General features: G+C 72.4%; 17 protein-coding genes. 7 read left to right on the plus strand and 10 right to left on the minus strand.

The features are described from left to right. Positions 1-190: 190 nt before the first annotated feature. The gene (gene sepF, locus ACQPZP_RS02190) at positions 191-397 is read right to left on the minus strand and encodes a cell division protein SepF (protein WP_179831795.1); all 207 of its coding nucleotides are present in this window, start codon (positions 395-397) and stop codon (positions 191-193) included. Positions 398-522: 125 nt separating this feature from the next. Between sepF and ACQPZP_RS02195 the strand changes: the two genes are divergently transcribed. Both ACQPZP_RS02195 and ACQPZP_RS02200 read left to right on the plus strand, forming a co-directional pair. Next, a complete protein-coding gene (locus ACQPZP_RS02195) occupies positions 523-900 on the plus strand; it encodes a hypothetical protein (RefSeq protein WP_433475939.1) in 378 nt (125 codons plus the stop codon). 112 nt (positions 901-1,012) lie between these two features. Continuing rightward, entirely contained in the window at positions 1,013-1,426 is a 414-nt protein-coding gene (locus tag ACQPZP_RS02200; RefSeq protein WP_433475940.1) for an ATP-binding protein, read from the plus strand. Positions 1,427-1,471: 45 nt separating this feature from the next. On the opposite strand, the gene ACQPZP_RS02205 is transcribed toward ACQPZP_RS02200, so the two are convergent. The 3 genes from ACQPZP_RS02205 to ACQPZP_RS02215 form a co-directional block, all read right to left on the minus strand. Beyond that, positions 1,472-2,122, minus strand: coding sequence for a choice-of-anchor P family protein (locus ACQPZP_RS02205; RefSeq protein WP_433475941.1), 651 nt, complete (start codon positions 2,120-2,122; stop codon positions 1,472-1,474). Between the two features lie 48 nt (positions 2,123-2,170). Continuing rightward, positions 2,171-2,974: a L,D-transpeptidase gene (locus ACQPZP_RS02210; RefSeq protein WP_433475942.1), complete on the minus strand. Its 804-nt coding sequence runs from the start codon at positions 2,972-2,974 to the stop codon at positions 2,171-2,173. Positions 2,975-3,127: 153 nt separating this feature from the next. Further along, a complete protein-coding gene (locus ACQPZP_RS02215; protein ID WP_433466001.1) occupies positions 3,128-3,601 on the minus strand; it encodes a MarR family winged helix-turn-helix transcriptional regulator in 474 nt (157 codons plus the stop codon). A 98-nt stretch (positions 3,602-3,699) separates the two neighbouring features. On the opposite strand from ACQPZP_RS02215, the gene ACQPZP_RS02220 reads away from it, so the two are divergent. Then, positions 3,700-4,881 carry a PP2C family protein-serine/threonine phosphatase gene (locus ACQPZP_RS02220; protein ID WP_433475943.1) on the plus strand — a complete coding sequence of 394 codons (1,182 nt, stop codon included), beginning with the start codon at positions 3,700-3,702 and terminating at the stop codon, positions 4,879-4,881. Here the strand turns inward: ACQPZP_RS02220 and ACQPZP_RS02225 are convergent. The 3 genes from ACQPZP_RS02225 to ACQPZP_RS02235 are packed head-to-tail and all read right to left on the minus strand — an operon-like array spanning position 4,865 to position 8,165. Further along, on the minus strand, positions 4,865-5,305 hold the full coding sequence (locus ACQPZP_RS02225; protein ID WP_433475944.1) for a response regulator: 441 nt from the start codon (positions 5,303-5,305) through the stop codon (positions 4,865-4,867). The two genes, ACQPZP_RS02220 and ACQPZP_RS02225, sit on opposite strands and share 17 nt — an antisense overlap. Beyond that, positions 5,302-6,966: a sensor histidine kinase gene (locus ACQPZP_RS02230; protein WP_433475945.1), complete on the minus strand. Its 1,665-nt coding sequence runs from the start codon at positions 6,964-6,966 to the stop codon at positions 5,302-5,304. Before ACQPZP_RS02230 ends, ACQPZP_RS02225 begins: the two co-directional genes overlap by 4 nt. Further along, positions 6,966-8,165, minus strand: coding sequence for a PP2C family protein-serine/threonine phosphatase (locus ACQPZP_RS02235; RefSeq protein ID WP_433475946.1), 1,200 nt, complete (start codon positions 8,163-8,165; stop codon positions 6,966-6,968). Before ACQPZP_RS02235 ends, ACQPZP_RS02230 begins: the two co-directional genes overlap by 1 nt. A 213-nt stretch (positions 8,166-8,378) precedes the next feature. On the opposite strand from ACQPZP_RS02235, the gene ACQPZP_RS02240 reads away from it, so the two are divergent. Together ACQPZP_RS02240 and ACQPZP_RS02245 are read left to right on the plus strand one after the other, a co-directional pair. Beyond that, positions 8,379-8,939, plus strand: a complete 561-nt coding sequence (locus ACQPZP_RS02240; protein WP_433466006.1) for an RNA polymerase sigma factor — start codon at positions 8,379-8,381, stop codon at positions 8,937-8,939. After that, positions 8,936-10,102 carry a CU044_5270 family protein gene (locus ACQPZP_RS02245; RefSeq protein WP_433475947.1) on the plus strand — a complete coding sequence of 389 codons (1,167 nt, stop codon included), beginning with the start codon at positions 8,936-8,938 and terminating at the stop codon, positions 10,100-10,102. Before ACQPZP_RS02240 ends, ACQPZP_RS02245 begins: the two co-directional genes overlap by 4 nt. 69 nt (positions 10,103-10,171) lie before the next feature. On the opposite strand, the gene ACQPZP_RS02250 is transcribed toward ACQPZP_RS02245, so the two are convergent. Continuing rightward, the gene (locus tag ACQPZP_RS02250; protein ID WP_433475948.1) at positions 10,172-10,363 is read right to left on the minus strand and encodes a hypothetical protein; all 192 of its coding nucleotides are present in this window, start codon (positions 10,361-10,363) and stop codon (positions 10,172-10,174) included. A 206-nt stretch (positions 10,364-10,569) separates the two neighbouring features. After that, positions 10,570-12,051, minus strand: a complete 1,482-nt coding sequence (locus ACQPZP_RS02255; RefSeq protein WP_433475949.1) for a pentapeptide repeat-containing protein — start codon at positions 12,049-12,051, stop codon at positions 10,570-10,572. A gap of 198 nt (positions 12,052-12,249) precedes the next feature. Between ACQPZP_RS02255 and ACQPZP_RS02260 the strand changes: the two genes are divergently transcribed. Both ACQPZP_RS02260 and ACQPZP_RS02265 read left to right on the plus strand, forming a co-directional pair. After that, entirely contained in the window at positions 12,250-14,334 is a 2,085-nt protein-coding gene (locus ACQPZP_RS02260; protein ID WP_433475950.1) for an RNA degradosome polyphosphate kinase, read from the plus strand. Further along, on the plus strand, positions 14,327-15,217 hold the full coding sequence (locus ACQPZP_RS02265; protein WP_433475951.1) for an NUDIX hydrolase: 891 nt from the start codon (positions 14,327-14,329) through the stop codon (positions 15,215-15,217). Before ACQPZP_RS02260 ends, ACQPZP_RS02265 begins: the two co-directional genes overlap by 8 nt. On the opposite strand, the gene ACQPZP_RS02270 is transcribed toward ACQPZP_RS02265, so the two are convergent. Next, complete coding sequence (locus ACQPZP_RS02270) at positions 15,183-16,673, minus strand: CHAD domain-containing protein (RefSeq protein WP_433475952.1); 1,491 nt, start codon at positions 16,671-16,673, stop codon at positions 15,183-15,185. The two genes, ACQPZP_RS02265 and ACQPZP_RS02270, sit on opposite strands and share 35 nt — an antisense overlap. Between the last annotated feature and the right edge of the window lie 116 nt (positions 16,674-16,789).

The raw sequence follows: 16,789 nt of genomic DNA on the forward strand, positions 1-16,789 counted from the left end.
GGGATACACCTCGCGTCCCAGGCTCGGCCGGGCCGGACGGCGTGCGCAGAACTCGCAGCCGGGATCACCGCAGGCGTCCTCGCGCCACTCATCGCAGTACGGGCACAACGCCGCGTCGAAGGGTTCCGAATACTCCTGACGGCGACCGCAGCGGGCGCACATTCCGGGCCAGTGCTCGTCCTTCGGCATCTCAGGGCTGGAGGAGGAACAGTTTCCGGTCGACGCGGTCGAGAGCGCCGCCGCGGCCGAAGACCAGGCCGGTGGCGAAGTCGACGAGGCGTTTGGCGTCTCCGTCGGGTAGATCCGTCAGGTCCATGAGCACGGGCACGCCCTTGCGGAAGAAGTGCCCGACGTACAGGACCTCGTTGTAGTTCTGAGGACGCAACGACTTGACCACCACCCCAGTCTGCCCGTCCCCCTCACCGGGTCAAATGACCCACGCCACGTAAAGCGCTCTCCGCCGAACGCGAAAGACGTCAAGAGCACTTGACGTCAGGAGAACCTGACGCCCATGCTCGGAGCATGGTCACTCCAGATGGGATCGAACGGGACATCACGCTGACGAGCGCGGCCGCGCGTTACGACGACCTGTGGGTCCGGGACGCGGTCGGGGAATCACCTCTCGGACGCGAGGAGGTGCTGGAGATGCTCGCGCTCGGGGAGGTGATCGCGCGTAAGGCGGTGTACGGACGCCAGTTGGCCGTGCGGTCGGCGCGGCGGGCCGGGGCGTCGTGGGCACAGATCGGCGCCGCGATCGGGGTGAGCAAGCAGGCCGCGTGGGAGGCGCACGGCAAGTGGATCGACGACCAGGCCGAACAACACCGCCAAAGCGACTACCAGGGCCTGGACGAGGAACAGGTGGAAAGCCTACGCAGACTCGCCGGCCGCGCCGACGAATAGGCCCGCAGGTCCCGGGCCCGAGGAGGAGAGAATGCAGTTAACACCCCTGGCTTGAGTTTCCCTTGGGGAGCAAGGGGAAATCTGGCTGCTAGAGGGAACGGAGGCGATTGGCATGGAGGTCGTTCTCGAAATGACCCTGCCGAGGAACGCCGAGAGTGCTCCGCTGGTGCGGCACACTCTCGACGCCTCCCTCCGCGGGCTCGGGGTGGGATCCGAGATCCGTGCCGATATCGCGCTCGCGCTGGGCGAGGCGTGCGCGAACGTCATCCAGCATGCCGCGGCCGGAATGGAGTACGAGGTACGGGCGCGGATGGATGGCGCGAGATGCGTCGTGGACGTCATCGACGGGGGCACGGAGGACGCGGTGGACGGGGCCAACGGGTGGGAGGGCGCGCCTGCGCCGCCGCTGGCCGAGAGCGGGCGCGGGCTGCAGTTGATGCGGGCGTTCACGGAGGAACTGCACATCGCGGGCCGGGTGCACCGGAACGGCTCGATCGTGCACTTCGAGAAATCGCTGGCGAGCTGACGGCCCGGCGGGCGATCGCCCGCCGGGCCGCGTATCGGGGACGGGTCAGCCCGTGACGGGGAGGTCGTGCTCGACCGGCTTCGGCGCGGGCGCCTCGGACGGGCCCCCGGACGGCGCGGCGGCGCGGCCGCAGGTCGCGGACGCGATCCGGATCGCGCCCTTGCCGCCGGGCAGGGTCAGCTCGATGGCGGTGACGGCGAGCCGGCCGTCCGCCGTGCGCTGCTGCTTGTTGAGGACGACGGCCGTCCGGCCGAGGCCGTCCACGTCGACCGGGACGGTGGTGTTGGGCGGCGGCGAGGAGTCGAGCCGCTTCCCGGCGAGGACGGCGCGGGCGAGGTGCGCGGAGCCCTGCCCGCCGACGCACTTGGCGGTGACGGCGCTCGCCAGCAGCCGCGCGGCGGGGACGGACAGGTGCGCGACGGACGAGCGGGCGTGCGCGGCGGAGGCGCTGACGTCCAGCGCGGACGCCTTGACCAGCTTGGTGTGGTCCTCGCGCAGCAGGCTCTTGCTGACCGTGCCCGTGCTGGACGAGACGGCGGGCACGGGCGGGACGGCGATCGGGCCGGTGACCGTCAGCCCGTACGCGGAGCCTTCGCTCCCGGGCGTGGCGGCGAGTGCGGGGGTGGCGGCCGCGGCGAGGCCGCCGGCCAGCAGGCCCGCCGTGGCGAGCCGCCTGATGACATGGGTGTGACGCATGGACGTACTCCGATTCTCGTGAGATCTGGGGGCGGTTCCGGCGGCCGGTCAGGCGGTGATGAACACCAGCGACCCGAGCGGGACGCGGGACAGCGCCTTCAGCGCGTCCGCGGGCACCCGGACGCAGCCGTGCGTGACGGCCTTGCCGAACACCGAGGTGTCGGGCCAGCCGTGCAGGGCGACGGTGCCGGGGCCGCCGCCGAAGGTGTCCAGGGTCGCCGAGTGGGTGCCGAGCGGCAGGACGATCGGGCTCGGCGTCTTCTTCGCCGGGGCGAGGTTGGCCATGACGAACGTCCGGCCGGGCGGCGTCGGGGTCTTGGCCCCGCCGACCGCGACGTTCCATCGGCCCACCCGGCGTGCCGACTTCTCCAGCGTGAGCCGCCGGCGGGCGAGGTCGACCCGGACGGTGTAGGGCGTGTGCGCGGTCTTCAGCCCGGCACCGGAGACCCAGCCGCTCGCCTTGTTCGGACGGCTCGGCAGCAGGACGCGCCGCCAGCCGCCCGACGTCTCCACCACGGGCACCCAGGTGGGGCCGCCCAGTTCCGTGGTGGGGAGGGTGGCGACGCGCCGTCCGCCCGGCCGGTCGAGCACCGGCGCCGGGCTGGTCGGGTGCGCGACCAGGCCGTCGGTGGCGCCCGAGGGCGTCGCGTCCTTGGGGGCGCCGGAGACGGTGCCGTACGTGGTCGCCTCCGGGACCTTCGCGGAGCCGGCGCTCCCGCCGGTGCCCTCGGCGGACGCGGTGCCGTGCCGGGACGAGCCGCCGCACGCGGCGAGCGACAGCAGCAGGGCCGTGGTGAGCCCGCCGGCGGTGACGGCGCGGAGGGAATGCCATGGGGCATTTTTTGTCGCCATGGGGCGGGATGTTAGTAGTGGTGAAGACGTTCGCATCGGGAATGGCGAAAAATGCAGCAGAACCCCGACTCTAAATGTCGATAATCGTCGATTTGGTGGGCTCTCTGTGGAATGTCGCTGCTTATCCGGGAAAAACGGATTTCACGGGACGGTTCAGGCGAGCATGGAGAGCGAGCCGTCCTCGTCGTCCGGCCTGGAGGCCGCGTCGTGGAACTCGGCGAGCCCCCACAGCAGGGCGGCCCGCGCGGGCGCCGGCATCTCGGCGAGGACGCGGGTGAGATCCTCGCGCCGCCGCAGCCGGAGCCGGTCGAGGAGGGCCCGCCCGTCCGCGCTCAGCCGGACGGTGACCTCCCGGCGGTCGCGTCCGATGTCGCGGCTGAGCAGCCCGGCGGCCTCCAGCCGGTCGCACAGCCGGCTCGCCGAGGACACCAGCGCGCCCAGCTCGCCCGCCAGGTTGCTGATGTTGACCGGCCCGCGCTCCAGCACGAAGAGGGCGCGGAGCTGCGTGGACGGGACGGGGACGTCCGGGGCATTGTTGGCGCGCGACCAGACGTTCATCAGGGTGGAGGCCGCGTCGTCGAGCGCGGCCGCGGACTCCGCGGCGCCATCACCCGACGTGGCCACCATGCCCTCCACTGTTACACACGACGTCGCCCACGGCATACCGGGATCCGTGGATCCCGGGTGCCGCGGGGTGGCTGCGCGGCTACCGGCGAGGAGCGACGATGCATGGCGAACCCGGGCACGACGGCCCGTTCGAGAAGGTCGAGGAGGCGATCTGGACGGCGCGGCCGCACGAACTGCTCACGGCGGCGGACGACCTGCTCAGACGGTACGCGGACGGGGCCGGCGCCGAGGTGCTGCTCATCGACTACCGGCAGGCGTACCTCGTCCGGACGATCTCCGGTGGCGACGACGTGCCGGTGGACAACACCGGGCCGGGGCGGGCCTTCGCGTCGCAGCGGACCGTCCGGGAGGACGGCGGCCGGCTCGTCCACCTGCCGCTGACCGTTCGGGGGGAGCGGCTCGGGGTGCTGTCGGTGCGGCTCCCGGACGGCGGCCCGGCCTGGCTGGACGGCTTCGCCGCCACCCTCGCCCGCGCCCTCAAGATCGCCGACCAGGGCACCGACCTGTACCGGCGCGTCCGGCGCCGGACGCGGCTGACGCTCGCCGCCGAGATGCAGTGGGACCTGCTGCCCGCGCTCGCCTTCGACTCCGCCGAGTTCCGGTTCGCGGGCCAGCTGGAACCCGCGTACGCGGTGTGGGGCGACAACTTCGACTGGTCCGCGTCCGGTGAGCGGCTCACGCTGACCGTCAGCAACGGGATGGGGTCGGGGACGGAGGCGGCCGCGCTCACCCACCTGGCGATCAGCGCCCTGCGCAACTCTCGCCGGTCCGGGGGCGACATCGCCGAGCAGGCGGCGCTCGCCGACGAGGCGCTGTTCGCGCGGTACCGGGGCGAGCGGCACGTGGCCACGCTGCTGCTGGAGTTCGAGCCGGCGACCGGGCGGGTCCGGGTGATCGACGCGGGGTCGCCGAGGATCTACCGGATGCGGAACGGCGCCGCCGAGGAGGTCGGGTTCGAGGCGCAGATGCCGCTCGGGATGTTCGGCGACACCCGCTACACGACCGAGGAGTTCACCGTCGACCAAGGAGACCGGCTGGTCATCGTCAGCGACGGGGTGCACGCGGCCCTGTCTCCGGCCGGGATCCCGTACGGGGAGTCCGCGCTGCTCCAGGCCCTGCGCGCGACCCGGCTGCAATACCCGGCAGAGGCCGTCCGCACGATGATCCGGCATTTCGTCGCCTACCACGAGGGCACCGAGCCGGTCGACGACGCGGTCATCGTGTGCATCGACTGGCTCGGGGCGCGGCCGGACGCCGCGGACGTCAGCGGGGAAGCTTGACCACAGTGACGAAGAAGTCGTCGATACGGCGGACGACGGAGATGAACCGGTCGAAGTCGACCGGCTTGGTGACGTAGGCGTTGGCGTGCAGGTCGTAGCTGCACAGGATGTCCTCGTCCGCCTCGGACGTGGTGAGGACGACGACGGGGATGCGGCGCAGGTCGTCGTCGTTCTTGATCTCTTCGAGCACCTCGCGGCCGTCCTTGCGCGGCAGGTTCAGATCGAGCAGCACCAGGTCGGGACGCGGGACGTCCGCGTACTCGCCCTGCCGGCGCAGGAACGCCATGGCCTGCTCGCCGTCGTTGACGACGTGCAGCGTGTTGTTGACCTTGTTGTGCTCGAACGCCTCGACCGTCAGCAGGATGTCGCCGGGGTCGTCCTCGACGAGCAGGACCTCGATGGGGCGGGGGCCTTCGTTCATCATCCGTCCTCTCCGTCGCCGGTGGACGGCCGCACCGGCAGCGTCCAGTGGAAGGTGGTGCCGGGGGCGCCGCCGGAGTCGCCGGTGTCCAGCCAGATCCGGCCGCCGTGGTACTCGACGATCTTCTTGCACAGGGCCAGGCCGATGCCCGTCCCGGTGTACTCGTCGCGCGGGTGCAGCCGCTGGAAGATCAGGAAGATCCGGTCGGCGTAGCGGGGCTCGATGCCGATGCCGTTGTCGGCGCAGCGGAACTCCCACTCGTCGCCGGCACCGCGGACGTCGATGGTGACGCGGGGCGGCACGCCCTCGCGGCGGAACTTGATCGCGTTGCCGATGAGGTTCTGGAAGAGCTGCGTGAACTGCGTGCGGTCGCCGGAGACCTCCGGCAGGTCCGCCACGTCCACCTCGGCGCCGGTCTCCTCGCGCAGCGTCGCCAGGTTGTCGAGGGCCCGCCGGGCGACGTCGTTCAGGTCGACGGACTCCTCGGGACGCGACAGCCGGCCGACCCGCGAGAAGCTCAGCAGGTCGTTGATCAGGGCCTGCATGCGCTTGGCGCCGTCGACGGCGAACGCGATGTACTGCCTTCCCCGCTCGTCCAGCTGGTCGCCGTACCGGCGCTCGATCATCTGGCAGAAGCTGGCGACCTTGCGCAGCGGCTCCTGCAGGTCGTGGCTCGCGACGTAGGCGAACTGCTCCAGTTCGGCGTTGGAGCGGCGCAGCTCCTCGGTCTGCTCGTTGAGCGCCCGCGTCTGCTCGTCGAGCCGGCGCGTCTTCGCCTCGCTGGCCCGCCACTCCTCGATGATCCGGGTGCGCATCGCGTCGATGATCGCCGCCAGCTCGTTGATCTCGGCCGGGCCGGGGACGTCGAGGCGGTGCCCGAAGTCGCCGTGGGACACGGCGCGGACGCGTCCGGTCAGCGACGACACCGGGGTCAGCACGGTCCGGCGGAACAGCAGGGCGAGCAGCAGCGCGGCCACGACGACCACCACGAGCGCGGCGACCGTCGACCACTGGGCGGTCTTCGCCCGGGACGTGAGCTTCGCGGCGGCCCGGTCGTGCAGCCTGGTCAGGCCGGCCTGGAGGGGCGTCATATCGCCGCGTGCCTCGTTGAGCAGCCGCCGAGCCCGCCGGCTCTGGTCGGGTTCCAGGCCCTGACCGCCCGGTCCGGCCGCGACCTCGTCGGCGAACTCGGTCCGCCACGCCCGGGAGTCGGCGGTGGCCTTGGCGAGCAGGCGGTCGACGTCCGCCCGGCCCGGCACCCCGGTGAGGAGCCGCCGCATCCGCGCGGCGGACACCGCCTCCTGCCGGACGGCCGCCCGGTACTGCGCGACGTGCCCGGCCCCGCCGTCCTGCGCGTAGTCGCGGATGGCGGCGTCCTGGTTGGTGATGGCCGTGGTCAGGCGGAACTGCTCCAGCGTCGCCGGATCGACCCTGTTGAGGAGGACGTCCCGGGCCTGGTCGTTCCCGTACAGCGCGAATCCGGCCTGGACGAACGCCGCCAGCAGCAGCGCGCCGAGAACGAGGGAGCCGATCCGGTAGATCTGGACGAGCCGCACCCGGCCCATCCCGTGCCCCTCGGGGATCTCCGTCTCCGGCAGCACGACGCCCGGCCCGGTGATGCCGCGTTCGCGCGCGAGTTCGGTGTCCCCCGATCGCGGGGTCATCAGCCGTCTCCGCGGCTCAGCAGCAGCACGGCCAGATCATCGGACAGCACGTCCCCGTTCAGCCGTTCCGCCTCCGCGATGAGCCCGTCGACGAGCACGTCCCCACGCTGCCCGGTCCCATGCGCGGTCTTGGCCAGCCGCATCAGGCCGGACAGGTCGAGGTGCTCGCCGTCGTCGCCTGTGTAGCCCTCGATCAGCCCGTCGGTGTACAGCAGCAGCCCCCACGAGTCGCCGAGCTCCAGATCGACGGCGGGCCAGCCGGCGCCGGGGATCAGCCCGAGGGCCGGGCCGTGCGGCTCGTCCGGGATCGCCTCGACGCCGGCGGGCCCGAAGAACAGCGGCCGCGGATGCCCGGCCCGGTGCAGCCGGGCGGTGCGCCGGTCGGGCGCGATCGTCAGCATGCAGACGGTCGTGAAGATCTCCTCGCCCCACCGCTCGTGCTCCAGGACGGCGTCGAGCGTGTCCAGGAGCCGCGGGCCGGTGTGCCCGGCGAGGACGAGCGTGCGCCACGCCATGCGGAGCCGGACCCCGAGCGACGCCTCGTCCGCGCCGTGCCCGCTGACGTCGCCGATCACGACGTGGACGGCGCCGTCGGCGGTCTCCACCGTGTCGTGGAAGTCGCCGCCGAGCAGGGCCCGGTCGCGTCCCGGCCGGTAGCGGGCATGGTGCCGCAGCGACCGGTCGTGCAGGATCGGGACCGGGAGCAGGCCGCGTTCCAGCCGGGCGTTCTCCCGGCTCAGCGCCCGGGCCTCGACGAGCTGCCGCTCGGACTCGTCGGCGCGCTTGCGCTCGATCGCGTAGCTGATCGCCCGGGTGAGCAGCGCGCTGTCCACGTCCTGCTTGACGAGGTAGTCCTGGGCGCCGGCGGCGACCGCCGCCACGCCGACGTGCGCGTCGGCGAGGCCGGTCAGCACGAGGACGGCCGTGGCGGGCGCGTGCGCCCGGACCTCGTGGAGGGCGTCCAGGCCCCGGGCGTCCGGAAGGGAGAGGTCGACGATGACGCACTGGATGTCCGGCCGCAGCGCGGCGACGGCCTCGGCCAGCGTGGTCGCCACGGTGATCCGGACGCCGGGCTGGGCCTCGGCCAGCAGCTCCTCGAACAGGAACGCGTCGCCCGGATCGTCCTCGACGAGAAGGAGGTGCGGGGAACCGGCGACACCGAGGAGCCGCTCCGCACCGCGACTGTTCATCGCGGCCATGTCTCAGCTCCTTCGGTCGGGCGCAACCGGGGACGACGGCGGGGAGTCCCTTGTCGTCCAGCAAATGTTAAGGGCACCCGCTCGCCGGGCTGCACGGCGAACACCCGCAACGGAGTCTTCGGCCACTCAACCTACGCGTGTCGCGCGTAACGATGCCGCCTCCCGGACCACTACCTCGTGACAGGAACACCTGGACGGACGGAGGAGCCCGCGGTGGCAGACGAAGCCCCCGATGAACAGCGCTTCACCGCGATCTACGACGAATGCCGCCAGCGCGTGTGGGCCTACGCCGCCGCCCGCGCCGGCGGGCAGATCGCGGACGAGGTGGTGAGCGAGACCTTCGCCGTGGCGTGGCGGCGGCTTGCCGACGTCCCCGACCCCGCGCTGCCATGGCTGCTCGGTGTCGCGCGGAACGTCCTGCGCGACGGCCACCGCGCGGAGGTGCGGCGCGAGTCGTTCGCGGCCGAGCTCAGGCGGTGGGCGCCGCGACCGGCGGGCGACATCGCCGACGATGTGGCGGAGCGGCTCGCGGTCGTGCGCGCGATGGCGGCGTTGCCCGAGGGGGATCGGGAGATCCTCATCCTCATCGCCTGGCAGGGGCTGACGCCGCGCCAGGCCGCCAAGGTCGTCGGCTGCTCGCCCGCCGCGCTGCGCGTCCGCCTCCATCGTGCCCGCCGCCGTCTCCTCCGCGCCGCCGAAGCGGAGCCGGCGGGCGGCGGGGCGGGGCAGGCGGCGCGTCCGCAGGTGGGGATCATCAGTGAGGAGATGTCATGAGCGACGTGTTGCGGACCCTGCGGGAGGCGCGGCCCGCCGAGCTGGACCCGGATGTGCCGGTCGACGAGGGAGTCCGGCAGGCGGAGCTGGCGCGGGCCATGGCGGCCGCGCCCTCGGTGCCGTCCTCGGCGGCGGTGCCGGCGCGGCGGCGGATGCGGCCGGTGTGGGGTCTCGGGCTGGCCGGGGCGGTCACGGCCGGCGCGGTCGCCGCGGCCGCCGTCATCACGACCGGCGGCGGCGCCACCGGCGGGAACGGGACCGGGCCCGGCCGGAGCGGCGCACCCACCGTGACGCTGGACGCGAGGACCGTCCTGCTCGCGGCCGCGGAGAAGGCGGACGGTCAGAGCGAGACGATGCGGGCGTACTGGCACCAGGTGACGATCTCGTCCAGCACCTACACGGTGGGGACGGGCGGCGACCGCTACGACATCACGCTCCGGAGCAGGTCGGAGGGCTGGACGCCGAGCAGGCCGGGCGGCAAGCAGTGGGCCGGCCAGCAGGACCTCGGGGCGCGGCCCGCGACGAAGGCGGACGAGGAGGCGTGGCGGCGTGCGGGGGCGCCCACCACGTTCAAGATCAAAGTTCCGGTCGCGCCGGGCGCCAAGGGCCGCCTCAAGCCGTTCACGGTTACGACCGCGCCCGGTCGCCGCCACTTCAACGGCTCGCCGCTGGTCGACGGGGACAAGGTGTTCTGGCTCGGGCGGAACGTGACGATGAAGGACCTGCGGTCGCTGCCGTCCGACCCGAAGCGGCTCAAGGCGGAGCTGATGCGCTGGTACAAGGGGCACGACACCGAGTCGAACCGGCCGATGGCGGCGGACGAGTGGCTCTACACCGTGGCGCGCGGCCTGGTGATGGACATGCCGGTGAAGCCCGAGGTGCGGGCGGCCGGGTTCCGGATGCTGGCCGGGCTGCCGACCGTGAGATCGCTCGGGAAGGTCACCGACCCCGAGGGGCGGGCCGGAAACGCGATCGCGATGGAGGAGAAGACGCCGGTCGGTGTCATCCGGCACGAAATGATCATTGATATGTCGTCCGGTACCGCGCTGGCCAGCATGAACGTGATGGCGGCACCGGCGGCCGGGTCGCCGATCCCTGCCGGGCGGACGATGGACTCCACCGTCACGGTCGGCACCGAATGGACGGATTCGAAGCCACGCTGACGGCATTGACGAAGGGACGGTGCCACAGGGCGGCGCCGTCCCTTCCCGGCGTTAGTGGCCGAGATGTGATCAGGCGCTTTTGGGTGTTCGGCGCGCGGTTTTCTGCGCGGCCCTGCGTTGTGCGGAGGCGGCCCTGGCACGGTTCAGGCTTTCCCGTACCTTGGCGGCGCCGCGCGTAGCGGTCACGGTGTCCTTGGCACGCCCGGCGTAAACGGCGAGGACCTCGGCGACGGGCGGAGGCTGCCATTCCTCCTTCAGCACGATCGGCAGGACGGGCACGGGTGCGGCGGCGGAGTTTCCGGAGACGGGGTTTCCAGTCACGGGGTTTCCAGTCACGGGGACGAGCGCGAGATGCGATTGGCAGTGCGGGCACTGCACCCCCGGATGGGTGTCTCTGCTCATAACAAGAATCATTACGCAAGGGTCTGACAAAACAACCCCGGCGCTTTTGGGCGCCCGCCGAACGGTTATGTGTTCCGGCCTCCAACGTGCGCGGCGTGGACGCTGTCGGCCTGGGCATCGTGCCGGAGGAATGACGCGCCGTAGCACACCAGCGCGACGATGACGGCGAGCCAGGCGACGGCGCGTCCGGCGCGCAGCCCGTACCCGCAGGTGATCCAGAGGAGGTGCAGGCCCGCGCGCCGCCAGGGGTCGCGTTCGCCGTGCCGCCGCATCTCCAGCGCGCTGTAGCGGAAGTCCCTGGCCACGCGGCCGCGGTCCGCGTCGGCCGTCGCTCGGGCCAGTGCCAGGTACAGGACCCGCAGGCGGTCGTCGTAGGGCGCGTCGCCGCCGCGTGCGAGGTCCTCGGCGAGCACGGCCCGGCCGCCTCGGTGCCCCGGCCGCAGCCGGCGCCGGCCGGGGACGGTCGCGAACAGGCAGTCGCCCGTGATCCGCAGCGCGTCCGTCCGCAGGCCGAGGAATCCGCAGCGGCTCAGGTCGACGTCGGCGAGGAGCAGCCCGGTCGCGTCGGCCCTGCGCAGCGAGGTGAGCCGGACGGCCGGCGGGCCCGCCCACGCCGGCTCGGCGAGCCCCTGGATCTGGTGGGCGAGCGACCGGACGGCCGCCGGGCCCTCGAACAGCGTGTCCTCCAGGTCGAGTTCGGCGTGCCGCAGCCGGAAGTCCGCCTCCCCGTGGACGGTCGCCCCGCGGGCCGTGACCAGCGGCGCCGCCGCGTGCACCCGCAGGCCGCCGTGCACGGTCGCGTCCGTCAGCCCGATCCGGCCGCCCGCCACCAGCGGGCCGAGCCACACGCCGTGCCGGAACCGGGTCCGCTCGAACCGGGCGTGCCGGGCGACCCGGACGCGCTTGAACGACACGGATCCACCGAAGCACGCGGCCTGCATCGCCGCGTCCCGGCCGAACCGCGCGCGGTCGAAGCAGGCCGCGCCCATGAACACGGCGTTCCGGAACGACGCGTCGGCGTGCCATCTCGTCTCGCCGAACACGGCGTCCCCGGTGAAGACGGCCTCCTCGAACGACGCGTGCCGGTGGAAGCGGGCCTCGTGGAAGGAGACGTTGCGTCCGAACCGTGCGCCACGGAACGAGACGTTGCCGAAGAACCGCGCGTCGTAGAACGAGACGCCGCCGAGGAAGCAGGCGCCGTCGAAGGAACTGTCCCCCTCGACGCAGAAGCCGCGCAGGGCCGCGTCCGACGGCAGCACCGCCCCGTCGAAGCGGGTCCGGCCGAGGTGCGGGCGGCCGTCGGGACCGGTGACGGCGTCGAGCACGGCGTCGAGCAGCCATGCCGGGACGGTGACGCCGCGCAGGTCGACGTCGGCGCCGGGGCGCAGCGCGGCCACGAACCGTTCGAACTCGCGGGGACGCAGATGGGCCGCGCAGCTCCCGAGTTCTCCTGAGGCGCGTCCGGTGCAGCCGTGGACGGCCGTGCAGCGTGGCCAGAACACCGTGGGCGGCGCGGCCGGGCGATGGCGGGGCTCGTGATGGGTCACGGTCTTCGTTCTACCCACGCGGGCCCCCGCCGTGAAGGTCTCCCGGTAGTCAGGTCGTTACAACCCGCGGGTCAGGCTTGGCTCGGCCGGCCATGCCGGAGTGATCTGCGGGAACCCCGGGCAGGATCGAGGTGTTCAACACTTCGATACGACACGCGAGTTCTACATTTGTTCATGTTCGTCAGGGACAATTAAGGCATGACCGTCAACCCAGGACAACTCCCCCAGGCGTCCGAAGCGCTGCCCGACGACCGCTTCCTCGACCGGGAGGAGAGCTGGCTGAGATTCAACCAGCGCGTCCTGGAGCTGGCCGAGGATCCGGACCTGCCGCTGCTCGAACGCGTCCGCTTCCTGTCGATCTTCTCCAGCAACCTCGACGAGTTCTTCATGGTCCGCGTCGCCGGCCTCGCCCGCCGGATGGCGACCGGCCTCGCCGTCCAGTCCGCCAGCGGCCGGCAGCCCCGCGAGGTGCTGGAACGCACCGGCGAGGTCGCGCACGAGCTGATGCTGCGGCACGCGTCCTGCTTCCGGCACGAGGTCCGGCCCGCGCTCGGCGACGAGGGCATCGACATCCTGCGCTGGGACGAGTTGGCCGAGACCGAGCAGGAGCGGCTGCGGCGGCTGTTCCGCGACCGGATCTACCCGGTGCTGACCCCGCTCGTCGTCGACTCGGCGCACCCGTTCCCCTACATCTCCGGCCTGTCGCTCAACCTCGCGGTGATCGTCCGCGACCCGGAGACCGACGCGACGATGTTCGCCCGGGTCAAGGTGCCGCCGCTGCTGCCGCGCTTCATCGAGGCGTCCCCCGACCGGTTCACGCCGCTGGAGGACGTCATCGCCGCGCACCTCGGGCAGCTGTTCGTCGGGATGGAGGTCGTCGAGCACCACGCGTTCCGGGTCACCCGCAACCAGGACCTGGAGATCGACGACGACATCAGCGAGGGACTGCTGCAGGCACTGGAGCGCGAGCTGCTGCGCCGCCGGTTCGGCCCGGTCGTCCGGCTGGAGGTCGAGGAGTCGATCTCCGACGGCGTGCTGGAGCTGCTCACCTCCGAGCTGGCGGTGGACGAGGGCCAGATCTACCGCGTGGTCGGGCCGCTCGACCTCGGCGGGCTCGCGGCCATCGCCGACCTCGACCGGCCGGAACTGAAGTACCCCCCTTTCGTCCCGTCGAAGGAGGCGCTGCCCGAGGACGCGAGCATCTTCAGCGCGATCCGTGAGCGGGACGTCCTCGTCCACCACCCGTACGACTCGTTCACCACGACCGTCCAGCGGCTGATCGAGGACGCCGCGACCGACCCGCGCGTCCTCGCGATCAAGCAGACGCTGTACCGGACGAGCGGCGACTCCCCGATCGTGGACGCGCTGATGAGCGCGGCCGAGGCGGGCAAGCAGGTCGTGGTCGTCGTCGAGCTGAAGGCCCGGTTCGACGAGCGCGCCAACATCGCGTGGGCGCGCAAGCTGGAGACGGCCGGCTGCCACGTCGTCTACGGGTTCGTCGGGCTGAAGACGCACTGCAAGCTCGCGCTGATCGTCCGGCAGGACGCCGAGGGCCAGCTGCGCCGCTACTGCCACATCGGCACCGGCAACTACCACCCGAAGACCGCCCGCCTCTACGAGGACTTCGGGCTGCTCACCGCCGACCCCGAGGTCGGCGAGGACGTCAGCGCCCTGTTCAACCACCTCACGGGCTACTCGCGGCAGAGCTCCTACCACCGGCTGCTCGTGGCGCCGAACAACCTGCGGTCCGGGCTCGTCCAGCGGATCGAGCACGAGATCGACAACCGGCGGGCCGGGCACTCCGCCCGCGTCCGGATCAAGTGCAACTCCCTGGTGGACGAGGTGATCATCGACGCGCTGTACCGGGCGTCGAAGGCCGGGGTGCCGGTGGACGTCTGGGTCCGCGGCATCTGCGCGCTGCGTCCCGGCGTGCCCGGCCTGTCGGACGTGATCCGGGTGCGGAGCGTCCTCGGCCGCTTCCTGGAGCATTCCCGGGTGTTCGCGTTCGAGAACGGCGGCGAGCCCGAGGTGTGGATCGGCAGCGCCGACCTTATGCACCGCAACCTGGACCGGCGCGTCGAGGCGCTCGTCACCGTCACCGACCGGGCCCAGCGCGACGACCTGCTCGCCCTGCTCGACCGGGCCATGGACGACGGCACCCACGCGTGGACGCTCGCCGGCGACGGCACCTGGACGCGGAGCACCCCGCGTCCAGGCGAGACCCTGCAGGACATCCAGACCCACCTGGTCAAGAGCCGCCGGTGGAGGACGGTCGATGGCTGAGCCCACCATCCGGGCCGCCGGTGCGCTGCTGCGGCGGGACGGCCCCGAGTTCGCACTGATCCACCGCCCCCGCTACGACGACTGGTCGTTCCCCAAGGGGAAGGTCGACCGGGGCGAGCATGTGCTGCGGGCCGCCGTCCGCGAGATCGAGGAGGAGACGGGGATCGTCCCGCGGCTCGGGCGCCGGCTGCCGACCGTCACGTACCCGGTCAGGGAGGGGACGAAGCACGTCGACTACTGGGCCGCCCGGCCCGCCGCCGAGAGCGCGTTCAGGCCCAACGACGAGGTGGACGAGCTGGTCTGGCTGCCGGCCGGGGAGGCCGAGGCCCGGCTCAGCTACGGGCACGACATCGAACTGCTCCACGAGTTCCTCGGCGGGCCCGCCGCCACGTCCCCGCTCGTGATCCTCCGGCACGCGACCGCGGGGGAGAAGCACGCGTGGCGGCACGCCGACGAACTGCGGCCCCTGGACGACGCCGGCCGTGCCGAGGCGGCCGAACTGGCGGTGCTCCTGCACTCCTACGGGCCCATGCGGGTGGTGAGCTCGGCGACGGCGCGCTGCCTGGAGACCGTCCTGCCCTACGCGCGGCTGGTGCGCGCCTCCGCCTGCACGGAGGCCGTGTTCACGGTCGGCGACACCGAGCCTGAACTGGCCCTGGAGAAGCTGCTCTCGATGGCCGGCGCGCCGACCGTCGTGTGCACGCACGGCGAGGTCGTTTCAGAACTCATCACCGGTCTGTGCAGGGAACTGGGCGAGAAGGTGCCCGACGACCCGAGCCTGCGCAAGGGCGAGTTCTGGACGGCGCACCTGGCCGACGGCTCGATGGCCGCCCTGGAACGCCACAGCCCTAGAACGACGGCCCGAGCGTCTGCGACCAGGTGATCGCCAGGCGGTCCCTCGCGTCCTCGGCTTCGCACCGCTCCGTCCCGTAGAGGACGCCGAGCATGAACGCCTCCTCGGTCGTCCGCGCGCGCTTCCGGGCCGCGTCGAGGTGCTCCATGGCGATCACGCCGTCCTGGTGGGCGCCGAGCACCTCCTGGATGCGTTTGGTGTCCTTGACCACCCGCTTCGCCGCCACGCCCAGCACCGGGACCGAGAGCTCGGCCGCGTACCGGGCGCGCTTGGCCGCCTTCCGGGTGTCGTGGCGCGCGAGATCGGGATCGCCGGACGTCCTGATCGACGCGTAGTCCTTCGCCATCCGGTCCCAGGCCCGTGTGACGAGCCCGGGCAGTTCCTTACGGGCCTTCTTCTCCGCCCCGGCCCCGAGCGGCGGATCGGCGGCGAGCCTGTCGAGATCGTCGAGCAGCGTGAAGTACCTCTGTTCCTTGAGGCTCGCGTTGAGGCGCCGGTATGCCGCCCGCTCCCGCTTTTCGAGGTCGCTCAGCAGAAAGGCCGGCGCGCCCTGGAACCGCATGCGCAGCACCTCAAGGTCGCGCACTTCGCCCAGCACCTGCGCCAGCCACCGCAGTTCCGGCCCGAGCGGCGCGATCCGTTCCGCGTCGAGCACGGGCCGGTAGCTGCGCAGGGCGCTCCTGGTCCTGCGCACGGCCACCCGCATCCGGTGGACGGCGTCCTCCTCGCCCAGCCGCGCCTTGGGGTCGAACCGGATGATCGCGTCCACCTGTTCGGCGAGATAGGCCAGCACGACCTCGCCCGTCGTGATCGCCGGCGCCTTCCCGTTGCAGGTGGCGGCGGTGATCCGCGACCTGGCCGCGGCCCGCGCCGCCGCCGCTTCGGGGGCCGGCACCGCGCCCCCGAGCAGCCGCCCCAGCTTGGACGACGACTTGGCCCTCTTCGCGCCGCCCTTTCGCAGCCGCTTGCCGGCCGACTTCAGCAGGTCCGGCGTCCCGCTGCCGAGTTCGACCTCGATCTCCCGCCACCGCGCGGGCTCCGCGTCCTGGCCGCGGCCCGTCACCAGGTCGTCGGCCACCTCCGCCAGCTCGTCGCCGTCCGCCCCGAGCAGCCGCACGACGGTCCGCCGCGTCTCCAGCGTCGCGACGGGCCGCAGCTCCGCCCCCCGCGTGTACGCCGCGACCAGCCCCGCGAGCTTCGCCGGGACGATCAGCGGCCGCCCGAGCGGCGCCCGCAGCTCCTGCTTGCGGTCCGCGCCGGCCGGCATCTTCAGGTGCCAGCCCGCGTCCGCGCCGCCCCGGCGGCGGCGCAGCGTGATCTTGCTGGCGGCCAGCCGCAGGTCGGCGGTGTCGAAGTAGGTGGCGTGCAGCTCGTGGACCTCGGGCTCCCCGACCGACGCCACGCCCGGCAGCCCGTCGAGCTCCGGCAGGACGAAGTCGGCCGCGGCGTCGTACTTCTGCTCTATCTCAAGATGCCTCTCGGCCACGCTTCACTCCCCAGTGACGGTCGGCATACGGCATGCACACCCAGGTGACAAGCATTTCACGCCAAGATGAACGGCAACAGAAACCTTCGTGACGCTTACCGTGCACACGTCGCGGA

Origin of the sequence: Spirillospora sp. CA-142024, from assembly GCF_050942325.1 — a bacterium.
Taxonomy (GTDB): domain Bacteria; phylum Actinomycetota; class Actinomycetes; order Streptosporangiales; family Streptosporangiaceae; genus Spirillospora.